Here is an 18,130-nt window from a genome sequence, read left to right on the forward strand (position 1 = left end):
CCGCGCGTGGCTCCGCCACGCTTGCGGTCGCCCGGTCTGAAATCATGTCCGCCATGACCAGAATCGCGATCATCGGTGGCGGCAACATGGGCGAAGCGTTGCTGGCGGGGCTGCTGGCTGCCGGCCGCCCGGTCAAGGACCTGGTGGTCGCCGAACGGTACGGCGAGCGGGCTCGGCAGCTGTCGGAGAAGTACTCGGTCCTGGTGACCTCCGTCGCCGACGCGATCGAGAACGCCGCGATCGTGATCGTCGCGGTGAAGCCGCAGGATGTGGACGCCGTGGTGGCGGAGTTCGCCAAGAGCGTCGCCGCCGCCTCCGGGGACAGCGTGGAGCAGGTGCTGGTCACGATCGTGGCCGGTCTGACCACGGGGTACGTGGAGTCCAAGCTCCCGGCCGGCGCCGCGGTGGTGCGCGTCATGCCCAACACTCCGGTCAAGGTCGGTGCCGGCGCCAGCGCACTGGCCAAGGGACGGTTCGCCAGCAACGAGCAGGTCAGCGAGGTCGCGGCGCTGTTCGAGTGCGTCGGGACGGTGGCGATCGTTCCGGAGGACCAGATGGACGCGGTGACCGCGGTATCGGGCTCAGGACCGGCCTACTTCTTCCTGGTGGTCGAGGCGCTGGTGGATGCCGGGGTGGCGGCCGGACTGAGCCGGCCGGCGGCCACCGAGTTGGCGGTGCAGACGATGGCCGGTTCGGCCCAGATGCTGCTGGACCGCCAGGACGGAGCCGAGGCGGGCAGTATCGACACCTCTCCCGCCCACCTGAGAGCGATGGTGACTTCGCCTGGGGGGACCACTGCGGCCGCGCTGCGCGAACTGGAGGCCGGTGGCCTGCGAAGCGCGATCGATCGGGCGGTTCAGGCCGCAAAAACACGCTCTGAGCAGCTAAGAATTACATCAGAGTAATTCACTTATTTTTCACATATTGGCTCTCACTAGTCGCAGGAACCCCATCCGTCCCGCTATTCTCCTCTATGTCTGTGCGTGTGGGCGCAGCGGAGGGGAAGCCGCTGGGACTGCACGTGCCTGATTGAAATGGGTAACGATGACGTCTGCGAACGGGCCTTCGGCGCGTGACACGACACAATTTCTCACCGTGGCCGAGGTGGCTGCGCTGATGCGGGTCAGCAAGATGACGGTGTACCGCCTGGTGCACAACGGCGAGCTGCCCGCGGTACGGGTAGGCCGGTCTTTCCGGGTACACGCCAAGGCGGTGCACGACCTGCTGGAAACCTCCTTCTTCGACGCGGGCTAACAAGAGCGCGTCGACAGGTAAGCGCCCCCCGGGCGTCGCCGCACGGCGACGCCCGGGGTCGGCTGTCCTGGGTAGGGTCAGGTGCGGTTTTCCGGTCCGTGCCCGCCTACGGGTAAAGTAACCGGGTCGATCAAGTTCAGCAGCGCCCAATTGTCGGCGCGGGCAGAAGCAGATAGCGGAGTTCATGGGTTCAGTCATCAAGAAGCGGCGCAAGCGCATGTCGAAGAAGAAGCACCGCAAGCTGCTTCGCCGTACCCGCGTGCAGCGCAGAAAACTCGGTAAGTAACCCTGCCCAGGCCCGTCCGGAGCCCCGCGCCGAGGTCGTTCGCCGGTATTGCTTTTCCGGCGCGGCCGTTAGGCTGTCGGGGTGGACGAGGCCGGACCCCCGAGCGACGGCGCGCGCAGTGACTCCCGGCATTACCCCAAGGTTGTGTTGGTCACGGGTGCGTGCCGGTTCCTGGGTGGATTCCTCACCGCAAGGCTCACGCAGAACCCGTTGATCAACCGGGTGATCGCCGTGGACGCGGTCATGCCGAGCAAGGACATGCTGCGCCGAATGGGGCGTGCTGAGTTTGTCCGTGCCGACATCCGCAACCCCTTCATCGCCAAGGTGATTCGAAACAGCGAAGTCGACACCGTCGTGCACGCGGCTGCGGCGTCGTATGTGCCGAGGTCCGGCGGCGGGGCGACGCTCAAAGAGATCAACGTGATGGGCGCCATGCAGTTGTTCGCCGCCTGTCAGAAGGCGCCCTCGGTGCGCCGTGTGGTGCTCAAGTCGACCTCGGAGGTCTACGGGTCGTCCTCGCGTGACCCGGTGTTGTTCTCTGAGGACAGCACCAGTCGCCGTCCCCCGACGCAGGGGTTCCCCCGGGACAGCATCGACATCGAGGGCTATGCCCGCGGCTTGGGCAGGCGACGCCCCGACATCGCGGTCACGATCCTGCGGATGGCCAACATGATCGGCCCGGCCATGGACACCGCGCTGTCGCGCTACCTGGCCGGCCCGCTGGTGCCGATGGTGCTGGGCCGTGACGCGCGCCTGCAGCTGCTGCACGAGCAGGACGCGCTGGGCGCCTTGGAGCGCGCGACCATGGCGGGCAAGGCCGGCACCTTCAACATCGGCGCTGACGGGATCATCATGATGTCCCAGGCGATCCGCAGGTCCGGTCGCGTTCCGGTGCCGCTGCCGGGTGCTGGGCTGTGGGTCATCGACTCGCTGCGCCGGGCCAGCAACTTCACCGAGATCAACCGGGAACAGCTGAATTATTTGAGCTTTGGTCGGGTGATGGACACGACTAGAATGCGTACCGAACTCGGGTACAGCACCAAGTGGACCACCGCCGAGGCTTTTGACGATTACGTGCGGGGTCGGGGGCTTAGCCCGATCGTTGATCCCAAGTGGGTCCGTTCGCTGGAGCAGCGAACGGTGAGCGCAGCGCAGCGCATGGGGGAAATCAGCTTCACCAGGGTGCGGGGAGGTTAGCGCTATGGCTGATGATTCAAAGGCGAAAGTCATTCCGCTGCACAAGCATTCGGGCTCATTGCGCCGACATCCGTCAGCGCTGGCCGGTCCGGTGGACCAGGCCTCGGGCACGCAGGCGGCCGCGGTCGTCCGTGATCTCGGCGAGCGGCGCGGCTCCGCCGGGTCCACCGGCGCCGCCGAGCCCACACCCAGCGAATTCGCCCGCCGGGTGAGCGGGGTCGCCGCGTTCCTGCGGGAGCGGATCACCGGCGATTACCAGGTCGACGAATTCGGTTTCGACCCGCATTTCAACGAAGCCGTAGTGCTGCCGCTGCTGCGGGTGTTCTTCAAGGACTGGTTCCGCGTCGAGGTCAGTGGCATCGAGAACCTGCCGTTGGATGGACCCGCGCTGGTGGTGGCCAACCACGCCGGGGTGTTGCCGATGGACGCGCTGATGCTCTCGGTGGCCGTCCACGACCATCACCCCATCCAGCGGAACCTGCGGGCGCTGGCCGCTGACCTGGTGTTCGACCTGCCGATGATCGGCCCGACGGCCCGCAAGGCGGGGCACACCATGGCGTGCACCTCCGACGCCCACCGGTTGCTGGAGGCCGGCGAACTGACCGCTGTGTTCCCGGAGGGCTACAAGGGCCTGGGTAAGCGGTTCAAAGACCGCTACAAGCTGCAGCGGTTCGGTCGCGGCGGCTTCGTCTCGGCCGCCCTGCGGACCAAGGCGCCGATCGTGCCCTGCTCGATCGTCGGGTCCGAGGAGATCTACCCGATGATCGCCGACGTCAAGCTGCTGGCCCGACTGCTCGGCGTGCCCTATTTCCCGATCACGCCGCTGTTTCCGCTGGCCGGTCCGGCCGGCCTGGTGCCGTTGCCGTCGAAGTGGCATATCGCGTTCGGTGAACCGATCTCGACGAGCGACTACGAGGCCGGTGCGGCCGATGACCCGATGATCACCTTCGAGCTGACCGATCAGGTTCGCGAGACCATTCAGCAGACGCTGTACCGGCTGCTGGCCAGCCGCCGCAACATGTTTCTCGGCTGAGCTCGGCGACTCACCAGTACCGATAGGCGCAGCATCTCGTCGAGATTGCCGTCAGGGCTGTGCACGCCGCCGGATTACGACCCTGGACTCAATCTCAACGGGCTAAAGCAGCTAAAGGCTCAATGAGCTAAAGCAGCTAAAAGGCTCAATGAGCTAAAGCAGCTAAAAGGCTCAATGAGCTAAAGCAGCTAAAGGCCTACTTCTTGCCCAGCGCCCGGTCGCGCATCGCCTCGAGGGCGGCGATCGTCGCGGCCTCAGTGTCGGCGTCCTGGTTGACCGACTCGCCGAGCATGGTGACCACGCTGGTCACCACCGGCTCGCCGTTCTCGTCGGTGACCTCGCTGCGGACCTCACTGACAACCGTGCCGTGCGACTCGATCACCGAGTCCAGGTAGGTGTCGAAGAACAACTTGTCACCGGCCACGATCGGCCGGTGGAAGGTGAACTTCTGGTCGCGGTGCAACACCCGGGAGATGTTGATCGGAATGTCGAACTTCTCGAAGATCTCCAGCTGCACCTGACGACCGGCGACCGCCAGGAACGTCAGTGATGCCACCAGCCCCGGATGCCCGGCTTCGGTGGCAGCGGCCTCGTCGAAATGCGCCGGGTGGTCATCTTTGACGGAGCGGGCGAACTCGCGAATCTTCTCCCGGCCGACCTCGAAGTAGTCCGGGAATCGGTAGTGGGTACCGATGACTTTCTGCGATTCGGTGTGTACTGCCATGCCGGTTTACCCCTCCGCTCGCCGTGGTGTTCGGCGGCGGAAAGCCTATCAGCGAGCCGGTCAGGTGCGCTCGTTCCGGTGTGCCACAGCTGCGGCCAGGGCCCCGCCGACGGCCCCCAGTGCGAGCGCGGAGGGTACGCCGATCCGCGCCGCCCGGCGGGCGGTCCGGAAGTCGCGGATCTCCCAGCCCCGCTTCCGCGCCGTCTCCCGCAAGGCGGCATCGGGGTTGATCGCCACCGCCGTGCCGACCAGCGAGAGCATCGGCACGTCGTTGAAGCTGTCGGAGTAGGCCGTGCAACGCCGCAGGTTCAGCCCCTCCCGGATCGCCAGGGACCGCACCGCGTGGGCCTTGCCGGGCCCGTGCAGGATCTCGCCGACCAGCCGGCCGGTGAACACCCCGTCGACCGACTCCGCGACGGTGCCCAGCGCACCGGTCAGTCCCAGTCGACGGGCGATGGTGTCGGCGAGCTCGTAGGGGGTAGCAGTGACCAGCCACACCTGCTGGCCGGCATCGAGGTGCATCTGGGCCAGTTCGCGGGTGCCGGGCCAGATCTTGTCGGCGATGATCTCGTCGTAGATCTCTTCGCCCAGATCGACCAGCTCGGACACCGGCCGGCCTTCGATGAACGCCAGTGCTTTGCGCCGGCCGGCCGCGACGTCGTCGCTGTTCTCCCTGCCGGTGAGCTGAAACTTGGCCTGGGCGTAAATGAACCCGAGGACGTCGCGGTACGTGAAGTAGTTGCGGGCGGCAAGCCCACGGCCGAAGTGCACCATCGAGGAGCCCTGGACCAGGGTGTTGTCGACGTCGAAGAACGCGGCGGCGGTCAGGTCGACCGGTTTGGGCGTCTCGGCGCCGGCCACATCGGCGAGCGCCCGCTCTGCGCTGGCGTCGCTCAGCGATGTCGCATCGGCGGCGGATGCCCGGTCGGCCGGGCCCGGTGATGCCATCACCCGACTCCTTCCGCTTCTGGGCTGGCAGGCCGGTGCTCCGGCCGTCAACAACCCTAACCGGCTGCAGGGCCGATGACCCCCAGGTGATCGCGTAGATCACCTTTGAGGTCGAACATCGAGTAGTCGCGGAAACTGAACCGCCAGACGCCGTCCACCCGCTCGAACGTGTCGTGATAGCGCCCGGCGGCTATCACCTGAAGCGCCACGGCGTCGGTCTGCTGCAACACCGTGTAGTAGGACCGGCAGGATGCGGTCCCGGCGGCCTCATCGATGTCGAGAATCGGATTGGTGATGACGTGCTTGGTGCGCGGCGTGCCGTCGGCGTGGATGGTGACGAGCCCGCGCCACAGCTGCAGGATGCCGGCGCTGTCGAGGATGACCGACCCTTCGGGATCAGCCTTGATCCGGGCGTGGGTGAACAGGGCCGCCGCGCCGTCCAGGTCGCCGGAGTCCATCAACTCGGCATAGCGATACAGCAGGTTGGTGATCGACACAGCGCTGGAGCTCATGATTCTGTCCGCCCGGGGTGAGGGTGATGCCGGCTTCCGGCCGGTCACACCGTAATTCACAGCGCGTGGGGACATCGCCGCAATCGGCGAGAGCCGGTGGCGTCGGCGGCGCCGGCCCGCCCTGCCACACTGGGACCATGACCCGCCACCAGGTTCAGCTGCTCACCCGGGAGGGCTGCCCGGTCTGCGTGCAGGTGTACGCCCAGCTGACCCAGCTGGCCGACGAACTCGGGTTCGACCTGCAGGCCGTGGACGTCGACGCCGCCGCGGCGGCCGGGGACACCGCCCCGCGCGCCGAATTCGGCGACCGGCTGCCGGTGGTGCTGCTCGACGGACGAGAACACAGTTACTGGGAAGTCGATGAGCCGCGGCTGCGTGCCGACGTGGCGGGTTCCTGAGGCGGTCCCAGCTCCGCCGCTCCTGCATCGAAGCTCGCTGAACCGCCGAATTTGGTGGGCCAGCGCTTTAGCCTCTACCGTGGAGTGAAGTTTGTTCACGGGTGACAGCAAGGAGCGGACCAGGTGATCTTGCCGTGAGCGTCCTGCTCTTCGGGGTGTCGCATCGAAGCGCCCCCGTCTCCGTCCTCGAGCAGCTCAGCACCGCTGAATCCGATCAGATCAAGATCGTCGAGCAGGTGCTGCAGTCGCCGCTGGTAACCGAGGCGATGATCCTGTCGACCTGCAACCGGGTCGAGATCTACGCCGTCGTAGACGCATTCCACGCCGGGTTGTCGGCGATCGGGCAGGTGCTCTCCGAGCATTCCGGCATGTCGATGGCCGACCTGACCAAGTACGCCTACGTCCGCTACAGCGAGGCCGCCGTCGAGCACCTGTTCTCGGTGGCCAGCGGTTTGGACTCCGCGGTCGTGGGCGAACAGCAGGTGCTGGGCCAGGTGCGTCGCGCCTACGCCTCCGCCGAGGCCAACAGCAGTGTCGGGCGGGTGCTGCACGAACTGGCGCAGCGCGCGCTGTCGGTGGGCAAGCGGGTGCACTCCGAGACCGGAATCGACGCCGCCGGCGCGTCGGTGGTCTCGGTGGCCTTGGGCATCGCCGCCAAGCAGTTGGGCGCCGACGCCCTGCAGGGACGGACCGCGGTGGTGATCGGCGCCGGGTCGATGGGTGCGTTGTCCGCGGCCCACCTGGTGCGCGCCGGTGTCGAGCACATCCACGTCGTCAACCGGTCGCTGCCGCGCGCGCAGCGGCTGGCCCGCAAGATCCGCGAGAGCGGCATCACAGCTGACGCCGTCGCCCTGGACCGGATGGCGGCCAGCCTGGCCAATGCTGACATCGTGGTTTCCTCCACCGGAGCGGTCAGCCCGGTCGTCTCGTTGGCCGACGTGCACCACGCGCTGGCCGGGGGCAACCGTGACGAGGTGACCCAACCGCTGGTGATCTGCGATCTGGGTATGCCGCGTGACGTCGACGCCGCGGTGGCCGGACTGCCCGGGGTGCGGGTCATCGACATGGACCGAATCCAGCGCGAGCCGTCGGCGCAGGTGGCCACCTCCGACACCGAAGCGGCGCGCAGCATCGTGGCCCGCGAGGTCGCCACCTATCTGGCCGGGCAGCGGATGGCTGAGGTCACCCCGACTGTGACCGCGCTGCGCCAGCGTGCCGCCGACGTGGTCACCGCCGAATTGCTGCGGCTGGATCACCGGCTGCCTGACCTGGACGCCGCTCACCGCGAAGAGGTGGCGCGCACCGTGCGCCGCGTCGTCGACAAACTGCTGCACGCCCCCACGGTGCGGGTCAAGCAGCTGGCAAGCTCTCCCGGCGGCGACAGCTACGCCGAGGCGCTGCGCGAGCTGTTCGAGCTCGATCCGACCGCCGTCGACGCGGTCGCGACCGCCGGCGAACTGCCGATGGTGGCCGGAGGGCTCGATGTCAGCGCCGAAACCGGGTCGGCCGGGTAGCTGTTTTGGGTGAAGTAATCCGCATCGGAACCCGGGGCAGCTTGTTGGCCACCACCCAGGCCGGAACCATTCGCGATGCCTTGGTGGCTGCCGGACACCCCGCCGAACTGGTCGTGATCACCACCGCCGGGGACGTCACGTCCGGTCCTATCGCCGACATCGGGGTCGGAGTGTTCACCGCTGCGCTGCGGGAGGCCATCCTCGACGGCCGAGTCGATGCCGCCGTGCACTCACACAAGGACCTGCCGACCGCTGCCGACCCCCGCTTCCTGATTGCCGCGAATCCGCCGCGGGAGGACGCCCGGGACGCGCTGGTGGCGCGTGACGGATTGGTGCTGGGTGAGTTGCCGGCGGGTGCCGTGGTGGGCACGTCATCGCCGCGGAGGGGGGCACAGCTTAGAGCACTGGGTCTCGGTTTGGAAATTCGCCCCCTACGAGGCAACCTAGATAGCAGGTTGAACAGGGTAAGCAGCGGCGAACTCGACGCCATCGTGGTAGCCCGGGCGGGTCTGGCCCGGCTGGGACGCCTCGACGCGGTCACCGAGACGTTGGAACCGGTACAGATGTTGCCGGCTCCGGCCCAAGGGGCACTGGCGGTGGAGTGCCGCGCCGGTGATACGGCCCTGGCGGAGCTGCTGGCGGAGTTGGACGACGCCGACACCCGCCTGGCGGTTACCGCCGAGCGGACTCTGCTCGCCGAACTGGAGGCGGGTTGTTCCGCACCGGTGGGCGCGATCGCCGAAGTGGTCGAGTCCATCGATGAGGAGGGCCGCGTCTTCGAGGAGCTGTCGCTGCGCGCATGCGTGGCGGCGCTGGACGGATCCGACGTGATTCGCGCGTCCGGCATCGGCAGTCCGGACCGAGCCCGTGAACTGGGTGTGTCGGTCGCGGCGGAACTGTTCGAGCTGGGTGCGCGCGAGCTGATGGCGGACGCACGGTGAAACGGGCATGGGTGAAGTGACTGGGAGTAACGAATGGCTCGCCAAGTGAGCGTGCGAGGGCAGAAGCCCAAGCCGGGCCGCATTGTTTTCGTCGGCTCGGGTCCCGGCGACCCCGGCCTGCTGACGACGCGGGCGCGGACGGCGCTGACGAACGCCGCGCTGGTGTTCATCGACCCCGACGTACCCGAGGCGGTGCTGGCGCTGATCGGCACGGACCTGCCCCCGATCGCCGGGCCGGTGCCCCCGGCGGCCCCCAAGGCGGACGACGCCGGGGCTCCTGACGCCGACGCTGCCGACGAGGCCGCGGCGACCGTTCCCGGCGGTCCCGACATCCGCCCGGCCCTGGGTGAGCCGGCCGAGGTTGCCAAGACCCTGACGGCGGAGGCCCGCTCGGGCGCCGACGTGGTGCGGCTGGTCGCCGGTGACCCGCTGTCCATCGACGCGGTCATCACCGAGGTGAACGCGGTAGCCCGCACCAACATTGCTTTCGAGATCGTGCCGGGACTGCCCGCCACGAGCGCGGTGCCCACCTACGCCGGCCTGCCGCTCGGCTCGTCGCACACGGTGGCCGACGTACGCGACCCGAACGTGGACTGGGGCGCGCTGGCTGCCGCTCCGGGGCCGCTGATCCTGCAGGCCACCACCTCGCACCTGCCCGAGGCGGCCCGCACCCTGATCGAGTACGGCCTGTCGGACAACACGCCGTGCGTGGTCACCACCTCGGGCACCACCTGTGCGCAGCGGTCGATCGAGTCCAGTCTCGGCGGCCTGACGGAGGCTTCGGCGCTGGCGAGCATCGACCCGGTCATCCTGCCCAACGGCCAGGAGACCTCGGCCGGGCCGCTGGTGGTCACCATCGGCAAGACCGTGAGCAACCGGGCCAAGCTGAACTGGTGGGAGAGCCGCGCACTGTACGGCTGGACGGTTCTGGTGCCGCGCACCAAGGACCAGGCCGGAGAGATGAGCGACCGGCTGGTCGGGCACGGGGCCTCGCCGATCGAGGTGCCGACCATCGCCGTTGAACCGCCACGGAGCCCGGCCCAGATGGAAAGGGCCGTCAAGGGTTTGGTGGATGGCCGCTACCAGTGGGTGGTGTTCACCTCGACCAACGCCGTGCGCGCCGTGTGGGAGAAGTTCGCCGAGTTCGGTCTGGACGCTCGCGCGTTCTCCGGTGTGAAGATCGCCTGCGTCGGCGAGGCCACCGCAGAGCGGGTCCGGGCGTTCGGCATCAGCCCCGAGCTGGTGCCTTCGGGTGAGCAGTCGTCGCTGGGCCTGCTGGACGAATTCCCGCCCTACGACGACGTTTTCGACCCGGTGAACCGAGTGCTGCTGCCGCGTGCGGACATCGCCACCGAGACGCTGGCCGAAGGGCTGCGCGAGCGGGGCTGGGAGATCGAAGATGTCACCGCCTACCGCACCGTGCGGGCTGCTCCGCCGCCGGCGGCCATCCGCGAGATGATCAAGACCGGCGGGTTCGACGCGGTGTGCTTCACCTCGAGCTCGACGGTGCGCAACCTCGTCGGCATCGCCGGAAAGCCGCACGCCCGGACTCTGGTGGCCTGCATCGGCCCCAAGACCGCCGAGACGGCAGCCGAATTCGGCTTGCGGGTGGACGTGCAGCCGGAGACGGCCGCGGTGGGTCCGCTGGTCGACGCGCTGGCCGAGCACGCCGCCCGGCTGCGGGCCGAGGGAGCGTTGCCGCCGCCGCGTAAGAAGAGCCGTAGGCGCTGACAGAGTCAGCGCGGGATCATGAGGCAACGTCCCCGTAGGCTGCGTTCCACTCCGGCACTGCGCCGGCTGGTGGCCCAAACCTCGCTGGAGCCCAGGCATCTGGTGCTGCCGATGTTCGTCGCCGACGGCATCGACGAGCCGAGGCCGATCGCGTCCATGCCCGGGGTGTATCAGCACACGCGCGATTCGCTGCGCGCCGCGGCTGCCGAGGCGGTGGCGGCCGGCGTGGGCGGCCTGATGCTGTTCGGGGTTCCGGCAGAGGCCGACAAGGACAGCACCGGATCGGCCGGGGCGAATCCCGACGGCGTGCTCAACACCGCGCTGCGGGATCTCGCCGCGGACCTCGGTGATTCCACCGTCTTGATGGCCGACACCTGCCTGGACGAGTTTACCGATCACGGCCACTGCGGGGTCCTTGACGAGCGGGGCCGGGTCGACAACGACGCGACCGTGAAGTGCTACGTGGAATTGGCTGTTGCCCAAGCTGATTCCGGCGCCCACGTGGTGAGCCCGAGCGGCATGATGGACGGCCAGGTGGCCGCCATCCGCGACGGACTCGATGCCGCGGGGCACAGCGACGTGGTGATCCTGGCGTACGCGGCAAAGTTCGCCTCAGCGTTCTACGGTCCCTTCCGTGACGCGGTCGCCTCGTCACTGTCGGGGGACCGGCGTACCTACCAGCAGGAACCCGGGAATGCCCGCGAGGCGCTGCGCGAGGTCGCCCTCGACCTCGCGGAGGGGGCCGACATCGTGATGGTCAAACCCGCGATGGCCTATCTGGACGTGATCGCCGCGGCTGCCGCAATGTCCACGGTTCCGGTCGCCGCCTACCAGGTCTCCGGCGAGTACACCATGATCGCGGCGGCGGCCGCCAACGGCTGGATCGACGAGCGATCGGCGGCGCTGGAGTCGCTCATCGGTATCCGGCGTGCCGGCGCCGACATCGTGCTGAGCTACTGGGCGGCCGAAGCGGCCGGTTGGCTGGCGTGACGGCTCCACCTGATGGCCCGCGGCCCCCGGTCGGGGCTCCCGTTGAGCGTCCTGCCGATGTGGACACCGGATTCTGGCTGTGGCTGGCCGCACTGCCCCTGATGACATGCGGGTACGTGGTCAACATGTTGACCGCCCCGGAACTGTCCGAAACGGCGTTGATCTACCCGATCACCGCGCTGACGGCGATCGTGGTGGTTGGGGTGGTGGCGACGTTTCTGATGTTGATGCGCGCCGGGTACCGCTGGGCGCGCACCGTGTTGACTGGCGGGGGCATTGCCGCGGTGGTCAACGCCGTCAGCGGTCTGGGGCATGCCGACCCCAGGCCCGCGGTCGCGATGGTCGTGGCGGTCACCGGCATTGTCGGTTCGGTGCTGATTGCCGCAGGTATCTTCCTGCTGCACCGGTCCGATGCGCAGGCCTACTTCATCCGGTAGCTACCCGTTGCCGCTGGCGGCCGTCACGGTGACGCTGACGGTGCCGGCCCCGTTGTCCGAGGCGATGAGCAGCACCGGTGCGCCGGGAGCCGAGACCACATGCCCGCCGGTGACGCTGACCTGATAGCCGTCCGGATAGACAATGTCGGGCACCGCGATCGCCGTCTGCGCCCCGGCGGCGAAATTACCCGCACCGCCGGCCATTTCGGTGGAGTAGCTGAGCGCGAAGGTGCCGGAGTCGAACGACCAGGAGATCGGGGTGCCGGCGATGGCCTGCGCGTAGGGCACCGCCGACGCGTCCAGCCTGGCCCAGTCGACGTTGTCGCCCACCGGTGGCTTGGCGGGGTCGTAGACCAACGCCGCCCACGGGCCGCTGCCGGTGAGGCTGGGCGTGCCGTTGTACGCCCACTGCGACCACCCCCACATGCGCTGGTCGGCATTGTTCATCACCCGCATGATCTCGTCGGCACCGTTGGCCGATCCGAACTCGGAGATCAATCCCGGCACACCGTAGGCGCTGGTGTAGGCTTCGCCGTTGTCGGCCAGCAGGTCGATGTAGTCCGGACACAGCGGTGAGAGGGCCGCGCTGATGCTGGTCAGCATGCAGTAGTCATGGAAGGCGAAGACGCCGTGTGGGTCGTCCACCTCACGCAGCTGAGTCGGAACCGCCTCGTTGAACAGGGTGTTGGGCTCGTAGATCATCGGTGTGTGCGGGTCGACAGACCGGATTGCCGCGCTCACCTGGTTGTAGAACGGGGTCAGCTGTTGAGCTTCGAAGTAGGAATTGCCGAATATCGTTGACAGCCAAGTCGAACCGGCCCAGGGCTCGTTGATGATCTCGTAGCCGGCGATGTTGGGGTCGTCTTTGAAATAGTCCGCGACGGCCTGGGTCATCCGCGCGTAGTGGTTCAACAGACCGACACCGTCGGGTCCTTTGGCGTTGGACCAGAACATGTCCCAGGCGTGGTTCTGTGCGGGGTTGAGGGGGTAGTTGAGTCCGAAGGCGATGTCGGGGTTGGGCAGCCCGCCGGTCTGGGTGGCCCATTCCGGTGCGCCTTCGCCGCGGAAGACCGGGCTGAAGTCGTCCTGGTGGAAATCGATGATGCTGACGATGCCGTATTTGGCCAGGATCTGCACTGTCTGGCTGATCGAGGCCAGATAGTTGTAGTCGATGACGCCGGGCTCTGGCTCCACGCCCGCCCAGATGACGCCCAGCCGTATCGAGTTGAAGCCGTTGGCCGCCAGGAACGCCGCGTCGTCCTCATCGAATCCGCCTGCCGCGGGGTCATACGGCGGAATCTTGTAGACCTCGTTGAACCCGTGCAGAACGAGGACCCGGCCGTCGCTGTCGGTGATCCACGTGCCGGCGGTGGTGATCCCGGCGACGGCCGCCGGCGCGCCGTCGAGAATCCCGAAGTTGCCGTGGTCGCCGTGGATGCCCAGCAGCATGCTGGCGTTTCCGCCTGCACCGCCGAGGGCGGGGAGATCGCCTGGACCGGTGTAGATGCCGTCGCCGGCGTCGCCGCCGGCACCGCCGTTGCCCATCAGCCAGCCGCCGTCACCGCCGTCGCCGCCGTTGCCCCCAAGGCCACCGTCCGCGCCGTCACCGCCGTCACCGCCGTCTCCGCCGTTGCCGAACATGCCGGCGTTGCCTCCGGTGCCACCCACGCCGCCGGTTTCCGTGTTGTCCCAACCGTTTCCGCCGTCACCGAACAACCAGCCCCCGTCGGTGCCGTCGGGATTATCGGCGGTGCCATCGATGCCGTCGCCGATCAGGGGTCGTCCGGTCAGGGTCAGGAACGGCTGGTTGATGAGGGAGCTGAGTTGTTGGCCGAGGTCGCTGTCGAGCCAGTCTTCAATGCTGTCGTGGATCGGTGTGTAGAGGTACTGCAGCAGCAGGCTGTTGGGGTCGGCGGCTGCCGGGGCGGCCCAGGCGGTGTCGGCCAGTTCGGTCAGGACGTCGTCCCAATGGGTGGGGTCGAAGAAGGTGTCCCAGGCCGACGGTGAGAACACCGCGTCCCAGTCCAGGGTGTTGGTGGTGATGTCCAGGAAGGGCCCGAAAGCCGCCTCGACGGCGTCATCGAAGTCGGCCTGCGCTGCCGGGGCGGCGGCCAAGGGAGCCCATCCGAAGGCGAATGCTCCGGCAGTGGCGGCGATACCGATGACGCGGCCGCGCCGGGGGCGATCTGCGGTGGAGCAGCTGCGGCGCATCATCCTGGTGATCATCTCCAAGTCGCGGCAAACCTGTGTAGAACATATATGCAGGCAGAAATCTAACCCCGGCTCCTTGCCGGCAACTTACGAATCGCGGAAACCTGCGGAGGCGGCGGCCAGGTGCTGCGAACCGCGGGGCCGAAGTTAGGCTGACTCCACATGTCCGACACCCCGCCGCAACCGACACCGCTGTTCTTCGAGCGCGGTGCCAGCTGGTATTGGGTGCTGTTCGGCCCGATTTCGGCGGGATTGCTGGTGCTGATCCAGAACTCCGGCGGCTACGGCTTTCAACCTCTGGTGCCCACCGTGTTGTTGGTCCTGGTCTCGGCGATGCTGGCCATCCAGGTGAAGGCGGCGCGTATCCACACCTCCGTCGAGCTGACGGCAGAGACCTTGCGGCAGGGCACCGAAACCATTCGGGTCGCTGACATCGTCGCGATCTACCCTGAGGCCCAGCGGCCGTCCGGCTGGGGCAAGCAGGAACTGGAGAAGTGGCAGGAATCCCGGGCGCTGGGTGAGCTGAGCGGAGTACCTCGCCGCCGCTGGGGCATCGGACTGCGGCTGACCGGGCGCCGCACCGTGCAGGCCTGGGCGCGGGACCATCGCCGGCTGCGCGCCGCGCTCAGCGAATTGGTTCCGGAGACCGTCCCGCCCGGCGGGCCGGCGGAAACCGATGTCGAGGACGGATCGTCTTGGTGAGGGCCGCCCCGCTCTTTCGGGCTCTGGTCGAGCTGGCCCTGGCCGTCGCCGCGGCGGTGGGCTGCGTGGTCAGCTGGCTGCAGGTGCGCTACCTGGTGCTGGTCGCGCCGGTCATCGATGGTGAACCGGCTACCACCTCGGTGACCTACGACCCCCGCATGCTGCTGTTGACCTGGGTCTTGGCCACCGCCGCCGGGGTGCTGGCAGTGGTGGGTGCTGCACGCCTGCGCCGGGCTCGCCGCACCCCCGGGATGCAATACCCCACGGGGGTATCATCGGCGGCGTGATCGCCACCGACCTCGAGCTGCGGGGAATGACCTGTGCGTCGTGCGCCGCGCGGGTGGAGCGCGGACTCAACGCGCTCGAGGGTGTGCACGCCACGGTGAACTTCGCGGTCGAACGGGCCCGCGTCGAACACGATCCGCGTGTCTCGGCCGCAGACCTGGTGCGTGTTGTGGAGAGCACCGGCTATCGGGCCACGGTGGTCGGGCCGGCCGGGAACGCCCCCGACCAACAACACCCGGAATTGCCGGCCGATCGACTGCTACCGCGGCTGATCGGCTCGGCGCTGCTGGCCGCGCCCGTGGTTGTGCTGTCGATGGTGACGGCCTGGCAGTTCAGCGATTGGCAGTGGGTGGTGTTTGCGCTGACCACCCCGATCGTGGTGTGGGGCGGTTATCCGTTCCACCGTGCCGCATTGCGCACCGCCGCCCACCGCGCCGCCACCATGGACACCCTGGTTTCGCTGGGCACCCTCGCGGCCTATCTGTGGTCGGCTGTTGCGGTCATCACCGGGGCGGGCCATCTGTATTTCGAGGTGGCGGCCGTCGTCACGGTCTTCCTGCTGGCCGGTCGCTACGCCGAAGCGCACGCCAAACGTTCGGCGGGCGCGGCGCTGCGGGAACTGCTGGAGCTCGGGGCAAAGGACGCCGCGGTCATGCGGCGCGAGGACGGTGTGCCGAGCGAGGTCCGGGTGCCGATCGCCGACCTGCGGGTGGGCGACGTCATCGTGGTTCGGCCGGGGGAGCGGGTCGCCGCTGACGGTGTGGTCATCGACGGTGCCACCGCCCTGGACACCTCGGCGATGACGGGCGAGTCGCTGCCGGTGGAGGTCACCGAGGGCGACAAGGTGCTGGGCGGTTCGCTCAACACCACCGGGCTGGTGCTGGTCCGCGCCACCAAGGTCGGTGCCGACACGCAGCTGGCCCGGATGGGCGCCATGGTCGCCGACGCTCAGGCCGGTAAGGCATCCGTGCAGCGGCTGGCCGATCGGGTCTCGGCGGTGTTCGTGCCCGCGGTGCTCGGGATCGCCGCACTCACCCTGGCCGGCTGGCTGCTCAGCGGCGCATCCGTTGCGGCGGCGTTCACCGCGGCCGTCGCGGTGCTGATCATCGCCTGCCCGTGCGCGCTGGGGCTGGCCACACCCACCGCCATCCTGGTCGGCACCGGCCGCGGCGCGCAGCTGGGCATCTTGATCAAGGACCCCCGGGTCCTGGAGGCCGTCAAGGACATCGACACCGTCGTGCTGGACAAGACCGGCACGGTAACCACCGGGGAAATGGCTGTCGGTGGTCTCGCGGTCGCCGGCGGCGAAGACCCCGATGTCGTGCTGGCCCGGGCCGCTGCCGTCGAATCGGCGTCCGAGCACCCGATCGCCGCGGCCGTCGTCGCCGCGGCCAACGCGGGCGGTCTGCAGATCGCCGCGGTGACCGAGTTCACCAGCCGTCCCGGCCACGGCGTGAGCGGGGTGGTCGACGGTGTGCGCGTCGAGGTCACCCGCGCGGCCGTCGCTCACCAGACCGGCACCGCCGTCGACGTCTCCTGGGACGGTCAGGTGCGCGGGACGGTCACCCTGACCGACACCGTGCGGCCCACCAGCGCAGCGGCGGTGGCCGAGCTCAAGGCCATGGGCATCACTCCCGTGCTGCTCACCGGAGACGGCGCGGCGGTGGCCCGCACGGTGGCCGGTGAAGTCGGGATCGACCCTGCCGACGTCATCGCCGATGTCTTGCCCGCGGAGAAGGCCGAGGCGGTCAAGAGACTGCAGGCACAGGGCCGGCGGGTCGCCATGGTCGGTGACGGCGTCAACGACTCGGTGGCGCTGGCCACTGCCGACATCGGGATGGCGATGGGGACCGGAACCGATGCCGCGATCGAGGCCGGCGACGTGACGCTGGTGCGCGGTGACCTCGGCACGGTTGCGACGGCACTGCGGTTGTCCGCACGCACCCTGCGAATCATTCGGCAGAACCTGGTCTGGGCGTTCGGCTACAACATCGCGGCGATTCCGCTGGCGGCGGCGGGCCTGCTCAACCCGATGATCGCGGGTGCGGCGATGGCGGCCTCGTCAGTTCTGGTGGTGACGAACAGCCTGCGGCTGCGGCGGTTCGAGCGCTAAGGCCCAAGCGCATCACGAGTCCAGCCAGGCCAACTGGGCCGGCAGCTGCTCGCGCCAATAGGTCACGTCGTGGCCGCCGGGGGAGAACCCCCCGGCCGGCGGTGGGTTCAGTTGGCCGATGAAACTCTTTGTCGCGTAAGCGAAGCTGTCCGAGGTCCCGCAGTCGACGCGCAGCGGGAACGGGGCCAGTCGCGGCACCAGGTTGAACACTGAGCCCGTCCGCCAGTCGTCGACGCTGTCGAACGCGCCGGCGGGCGCGCCGAAGTAGGTCATGTAGATCGCCGGGCTGATCGCACAGATCCCCGCGGTACGTGATGGCCCCAGGCGGGTGGCCAGCTGCAGTGCGCCGTAGCCGCCCATCGACCAGCCCATAAACCCGACGCGGGTGATGTCGATGCCCTTCTCCGGCAGCATCGGGATCAGCTCGTTCAGCACCATGGCGCCCGCGTCTTCACCAGAGCTGTGCCGGCGCCAATAGGTGTTGCCGCCGTCGACGGCCACCACCGCGAACGGCGGCCGGCCGGCCACGGTCAGCTTCGCCAGTTCTTCCTCCACGCCCAGATCCATCACCCAGGCCGCGTCGCCGTCCTTGCAGTGCAGGGCGATGACCGGCCGCAGCGGACCGGTCTGCCCCGGCGGGCGGGCGATGATCCAGTTGGTCTCCACGCCGCCGCGGGCGGCCGACACGAACGAGCCGGATTCGCGGGTCGGGTAGGTGTTGCCGGTCGCCCGCGACTCGGCCGGGTGCCGCCCCGCACCCACGCCGAACAGGCCTGCAGCCCCCGCGGCACCGACCCCCAGGCGCAGCGCAGCGCGGCGGGTCAGATCTGCCATGCACAGCATCATCGCGTGGC

Annotated in this window: 19 protein-coding genes; 14 read left to right on the forward strand and 5 right to left on the reverse strand. The window is 68.5% G+C overall.

Features of this window, described 5'->3' with window-relative positions:
* The first annotated feature begins 53 nt into the window (after nt 1-53).
* The 5 genes from proC to AWC18_RS09535 all read left to right on the forward strand — a co-directional run bounded on the left by proC (nt 54) and on the right by AWC18_RS09535 (nt 3,770).
* Nucleotides 54-905: a pyrroline-5-carboxylate reductase gene (proC, locus tag AWC18_RS09515; RefSeq protein WP_109560035.1), complete on the forward strand. Its 852-nt coding sequence runs from the start codon at nt 54-56 to the stop codon at nt 903-905.
* 139 nt (nt 906-1,044) lie between these two features.
* On the forward strand, nt 1,045-1,254 hold the full coding sequence (locus AWC18_RS09520) for a helix-turn-helix domain-containing protein (protein ID WP_024442553.1): 210 nt from the start codon (nt 1,045-1,047) through the stop codon (nt 1,252-1,254).
* Between the two features lie 184 nt (nt 1,255-1,438).
* Nucleotides 1,439-1,540, forward strand: coding sequence for a 30S ribosomal protein bS22 (locus AWC18_RS09525; RefSeq protein WP_003402602.1), 102 nt, complete (start codon nt 1,439-1,441; stop codon nt 1,538-1,540).
* 81 nt (nt 1,541-1,621) lie between these two features.
* Entirely contained in the window at nt 1,622-2,737 is a 1,116-nt protein-coding gene (locus AWC18_RS09530) for an SDR family oxidoreductase (protein WP_064997201.1), read from the forward strand.
* 4 nt (nt 2,738-2,741) lie between these two features.
* Entirely contained in the window at nt 2,742-3,770 is a 1,029-nt protein-coding gene (locus tag AWC18_RS09535; RefSeq protein ID WP_085138525.1) for a lysophospholipid acyltransferase family protein, read from the forward strand.
* Between the two features lie 196 nt (nt 3,771-3,966).
* Here AWC18_RS09535 and AWC18_RS09540 read toward each other — a convergent pair whose 3' ends face one another.
* From AWC18_RS09540 to AWC18_RS09550, 3 genes are read right to left on the reverse strand one after another with little or no spacing between them, the layout of a single operon-like run.
* On the reverse strand, nt 3,967-4,494 hold the full coding sequence (locus AWC18_RS09540) for an FAS1-like dehydratase domain-containing protein (protein WP_064997203.1): 528 nt from the start codon (nt 4,492-4,494) through the stop codon (nt 3,967-3,969).
* Between the two features lie 60 nt (nt 4,495-4,554).
* Nucleotides 4,555-5,442, reverse strand: a complete 888-nt coding sequence (locus AWC18_RS09545; protein WP_085138526.1) for an HAD family hydrolase — start codon at nt 5,440-5,442, stop codon at nt 4,555-4,557.
* A gap of 56 nt (nt 5,443-5,498) precedes the next feature.
* Complete coding sequence (locus tag AWC18_RS09550; RefSeq protein ID WP_085138527.1) at nt 5,499-5,954, reverse strand: nuclear transport factor 2 family protein; 456 nt, start codon at nt 5,952-5,954, stop codon at nt 5,499-5,501.
* Between the two features lie 137 nt (nt 5,955-6,091).
* Between AWC18_RS09550 and AWC18_RS09555 the strand changes: the two genes are divergently transcribed.
* The 6 genes from AWC18_RS09555 to AWC18_RS09580 all read left to right on the forward strand — a co-directional run bounded on the left by AWC18_RS09555 (nt 6,092) and on the right by AWC18_RS09580 (nt 11,965).
* Nucleotides 6,092-6,352 (forward strand): glutaredoxin family protein, encoded by a 261-nt coding sequence (locus AWC18_RS09555; protein WP_064997206.1) that lies wholly within the window; start codon nt 6,092-6,094, stop codon nt 6,350-6,352.
* Between the two features lie 134 nt (nt 6,353-6,486).
* Complete coding sequence (locus tag AWC18_RS09560) at nt 6,487-7,866, forward strand: glutamyl-tRNA reductase (protein ID WP_085138528.1); 1,380 nt, start codon at nt 6,487-6,489, stop codon at nt 7,864-7,866.
* 5 nt (nt 7,867-7,871) lie between these two features.
* Complete coding sequence (gene hemC, locus AWC18_RS09565) at nt 7,872-8,807, forward strand: hydroxymethylbilane synthase (protein WP_085138529.1); 936 nt, start codon at nt 7,872-7,874, stop codon at nt 8,805-8,807.
* A gap of 33 nt (nt 8,808-8,840) precedes the next feature.
* Nucleotides 8,841-10,538: a bifunctional uroporphyrinogen-III C-methyltransferase/uroporphyrinogen-III synthase gene (locus tag AWC18_RS09570; RefSeq protein ID WP_085138530.1), complete on the forward strand. Its 1,698-nt coding sequence runs from the start codon at nt 8,841-8,843 to the stop codon at nt 10,536-10,538.
* 18 nt (nt 10,539-10,556) lie between these two features.
* On the forward strand, nt 10,557-11,528 hold the full coding sequence (gene hemB, locus AWC18_RS09575) for a porphobilinogen synthase (protein ID WP_085138531.1): 972 nt from the start codon (nt 10,557-10,559) through the stop codon (nt 11,526-11,528).
* Nucleotides 11,525-11,965 (forward strand): hypothetical protein, encoded by a 441-nt coding sequence (locus AWC18_RS09580; RefSeq protein ID WP_064997211.1) that lies wholly within the window; start codon nt 11,525-11,527, stop codon nt 11,963-11,965. Before hemB ends, AWC18_RS09580 begins: the two co-directional genes overlap by 4 nt.
* Here the strand turns inward: AWC18_RS09580 and AWC18_RS09585 are convergent, their stop codons facing one another.
* The gene (locus AWC18_RS09585; RefSeq protein WP_234806474.1) at nt 11,966-14,179 is read right to left on the reverse strand and encodes a cellulase family glycosylhydrolase; all 2,214 of its coding nucleotides are present in this window, start codon (nt 14,177-14,179) and stop codon (nt 11,966-11,968) included.
* Between the two features lie 159 nt (nt 14,180-14,338).
* Between AWC18_RS09585 and mce1N the strand changes: the two genes are divergently transcribed.
* The 3 genes from mce1N to AWC18_RS09600 are packed head-to-tail and all read left to right on the forward strand — an operon-like array spanning nt 14,339 to nt 17,276.
* A complete protein-coding gene (gene mce1N, locus AWC18_RS09590; protein WP_085138532.1) occupies nt 14,339-14,878 on the forward strand; it encodes a transport-regulating membrane protein Mce1N in 540 nt (179 codons plus the stop codon).
* The gene (locus AWC18_RS09595; protein WP_085138533.1) at nt 14,872-15,165 is read left to right on the forward strand and encodes a hypothetical protein; all 294 of its coding nucleotides are present in this window, start codon (nt 14,872-14,874) and stop codon (nt 15,163-15,165) included. Before mce1N ends, AWC18_RS09595 begins: the two co-directional genes overlap by 7 nt.
* Nucleotides 15,166-15,191: 26 nt before the next feature.
* Nucleotides 15,192-17,276, forward strand: a complete 2,085-nt coding sequence (locus AWC18_RS09600; protein WP_085138668.1) for a heavy metal translocating P-type ATPase — start codon at nt 15,192-15,194, stop codon at nt 17,274-17,276.
* 12 nt (nt 17,277-17,288) lie between these two features.
* Here the strand turns inward: AWC18_RS09600 and AWC18_RS09605 are convergent, their stop codons facing one another.
* Nucleotides 17,289-18,119, reverse strand: coding sequence for an alpha/beta hydrolase (locus AWC18_RS09605; RefSeq protein ID WP_064997264.1), 831 nt, complete (start codon nt 18,117-18,119; stop codon nt 17,289-17,291).
* Between the last annotated feature and the right edge of the window lie 11 nt (nt 18,120-18,130).

It is taken from the genome of Mycolicibacter nonchromogenicus (assembly GCF_002101775.1).
Classification (GTDB): domain Bacteria; phylum Actinomycetota; class Actinomycetes; order Mycobacteriales; family Mycobacteriaceae; genus Mycobacterium; species Mycobacterium nonchromogenicum.

Excerpts from the sequence above, each read along its gene's own strand:
- proC (WP_109560035.1), top strand. The coding sequence starts at position 54 with ATGACCAGAATCGCGATCATCGGTGGCGGCAACATGGGCGAAGCGTTG.
- AWC18_RS09520 (WP_024442553.1), top strand. The coding sequence starts at position 1,045 with ATGACGTCTGCGAACGGGCCTTCGGCGCGTGACACGACACAATTTCTC.
- AWC18_RS09525 (WP_003402602.1), top strand. The coding sequence starts at position 1,439 with ATGGGTTCAGTCATCAAGAAGCGGCGCAAGCGCATGTCGAAGAAGAAG.
- AWC18_RS09535 (WP_085138525.1), top strand. The coding sequence starts at position 2,742 with ATGGCTGATGATTCAAAGGCGAAAGTCATTCCGCTGCACAAGCATTCG.
- AWC18_RS09540 (WP_064997203.1), bottom strand. The coding sequence starts at position 4,494 with ATGGCAGTACACACCGAATCGCAGAAAGTCATCGGTACCCACTACCGA.
- AWC18_RS09545 (WP_085138526.1), bottom strand. The coding sequence starts at position 5,442 with ATGGCATCACCGGGCCCGGCCGACCGGGCATCCGCCGCCGATGCGACA.
- AWC18_RS09550 (WP_085138527.1), bottom strand. The coding sequence starts at position 5,954 with ATGAGCTCCAGCGCTGTGTCGATCACCAACCTGCTGTATCGCTATGCC.
- AWC18_RS09555 (WP_064997206.1), top strand. The coding sequence starts at position 6,092 with ATGACCCGCCACCAGGTTCAGCTGCTCACCCGGGAGGGCTGCCCGGTC.
- AWC18_RS09570 (WP_085138530.1), top strand. The coding sequence starts at position 8,841 with ATGGCTCGCCAAGTGAGCGTGCGAGGGCAGAAGCCCAAGCCGGGCCGC.
- hemB (WP_085138531.1), top strand. The coding sequence starts at position 10,557 with ATGAGGCAACGTCCCCGTAGGCTGCGTTCCACTCCGGCACTGCGCCGG.
- AWC18_RS09585 (WP_234806474.1), bottom strand. The coding sequence starts at position 14,179 with ATGATGCGCCGCAGCTGCTCCACCGCAGATCGCCCCCGGCGCGGCCGC.
- mce1N (WP_085138532.1), top strand. The coding sequence starts at position 14,339 with ATGTCCGACACCCCGCCGCAACCGACACCGCTGTTCTTCGAGCGCGGT.
- AWC18_RS09600 (WP_085138668.1), top strand. The coding sequence starts at position 15,192 with ATGACCTGTGCGTCGTGCGCCGCGCGGGTGGAGCGCGGACTCAACGCG.
- AWC18_RS09605 (WP_064997264.1), bottom strand. The coding sequence starts at position 18,119 with ATGCTGTGCATGGCAGATCTGACCCGCCGCGCTGCGCTGCGCCTGGGG.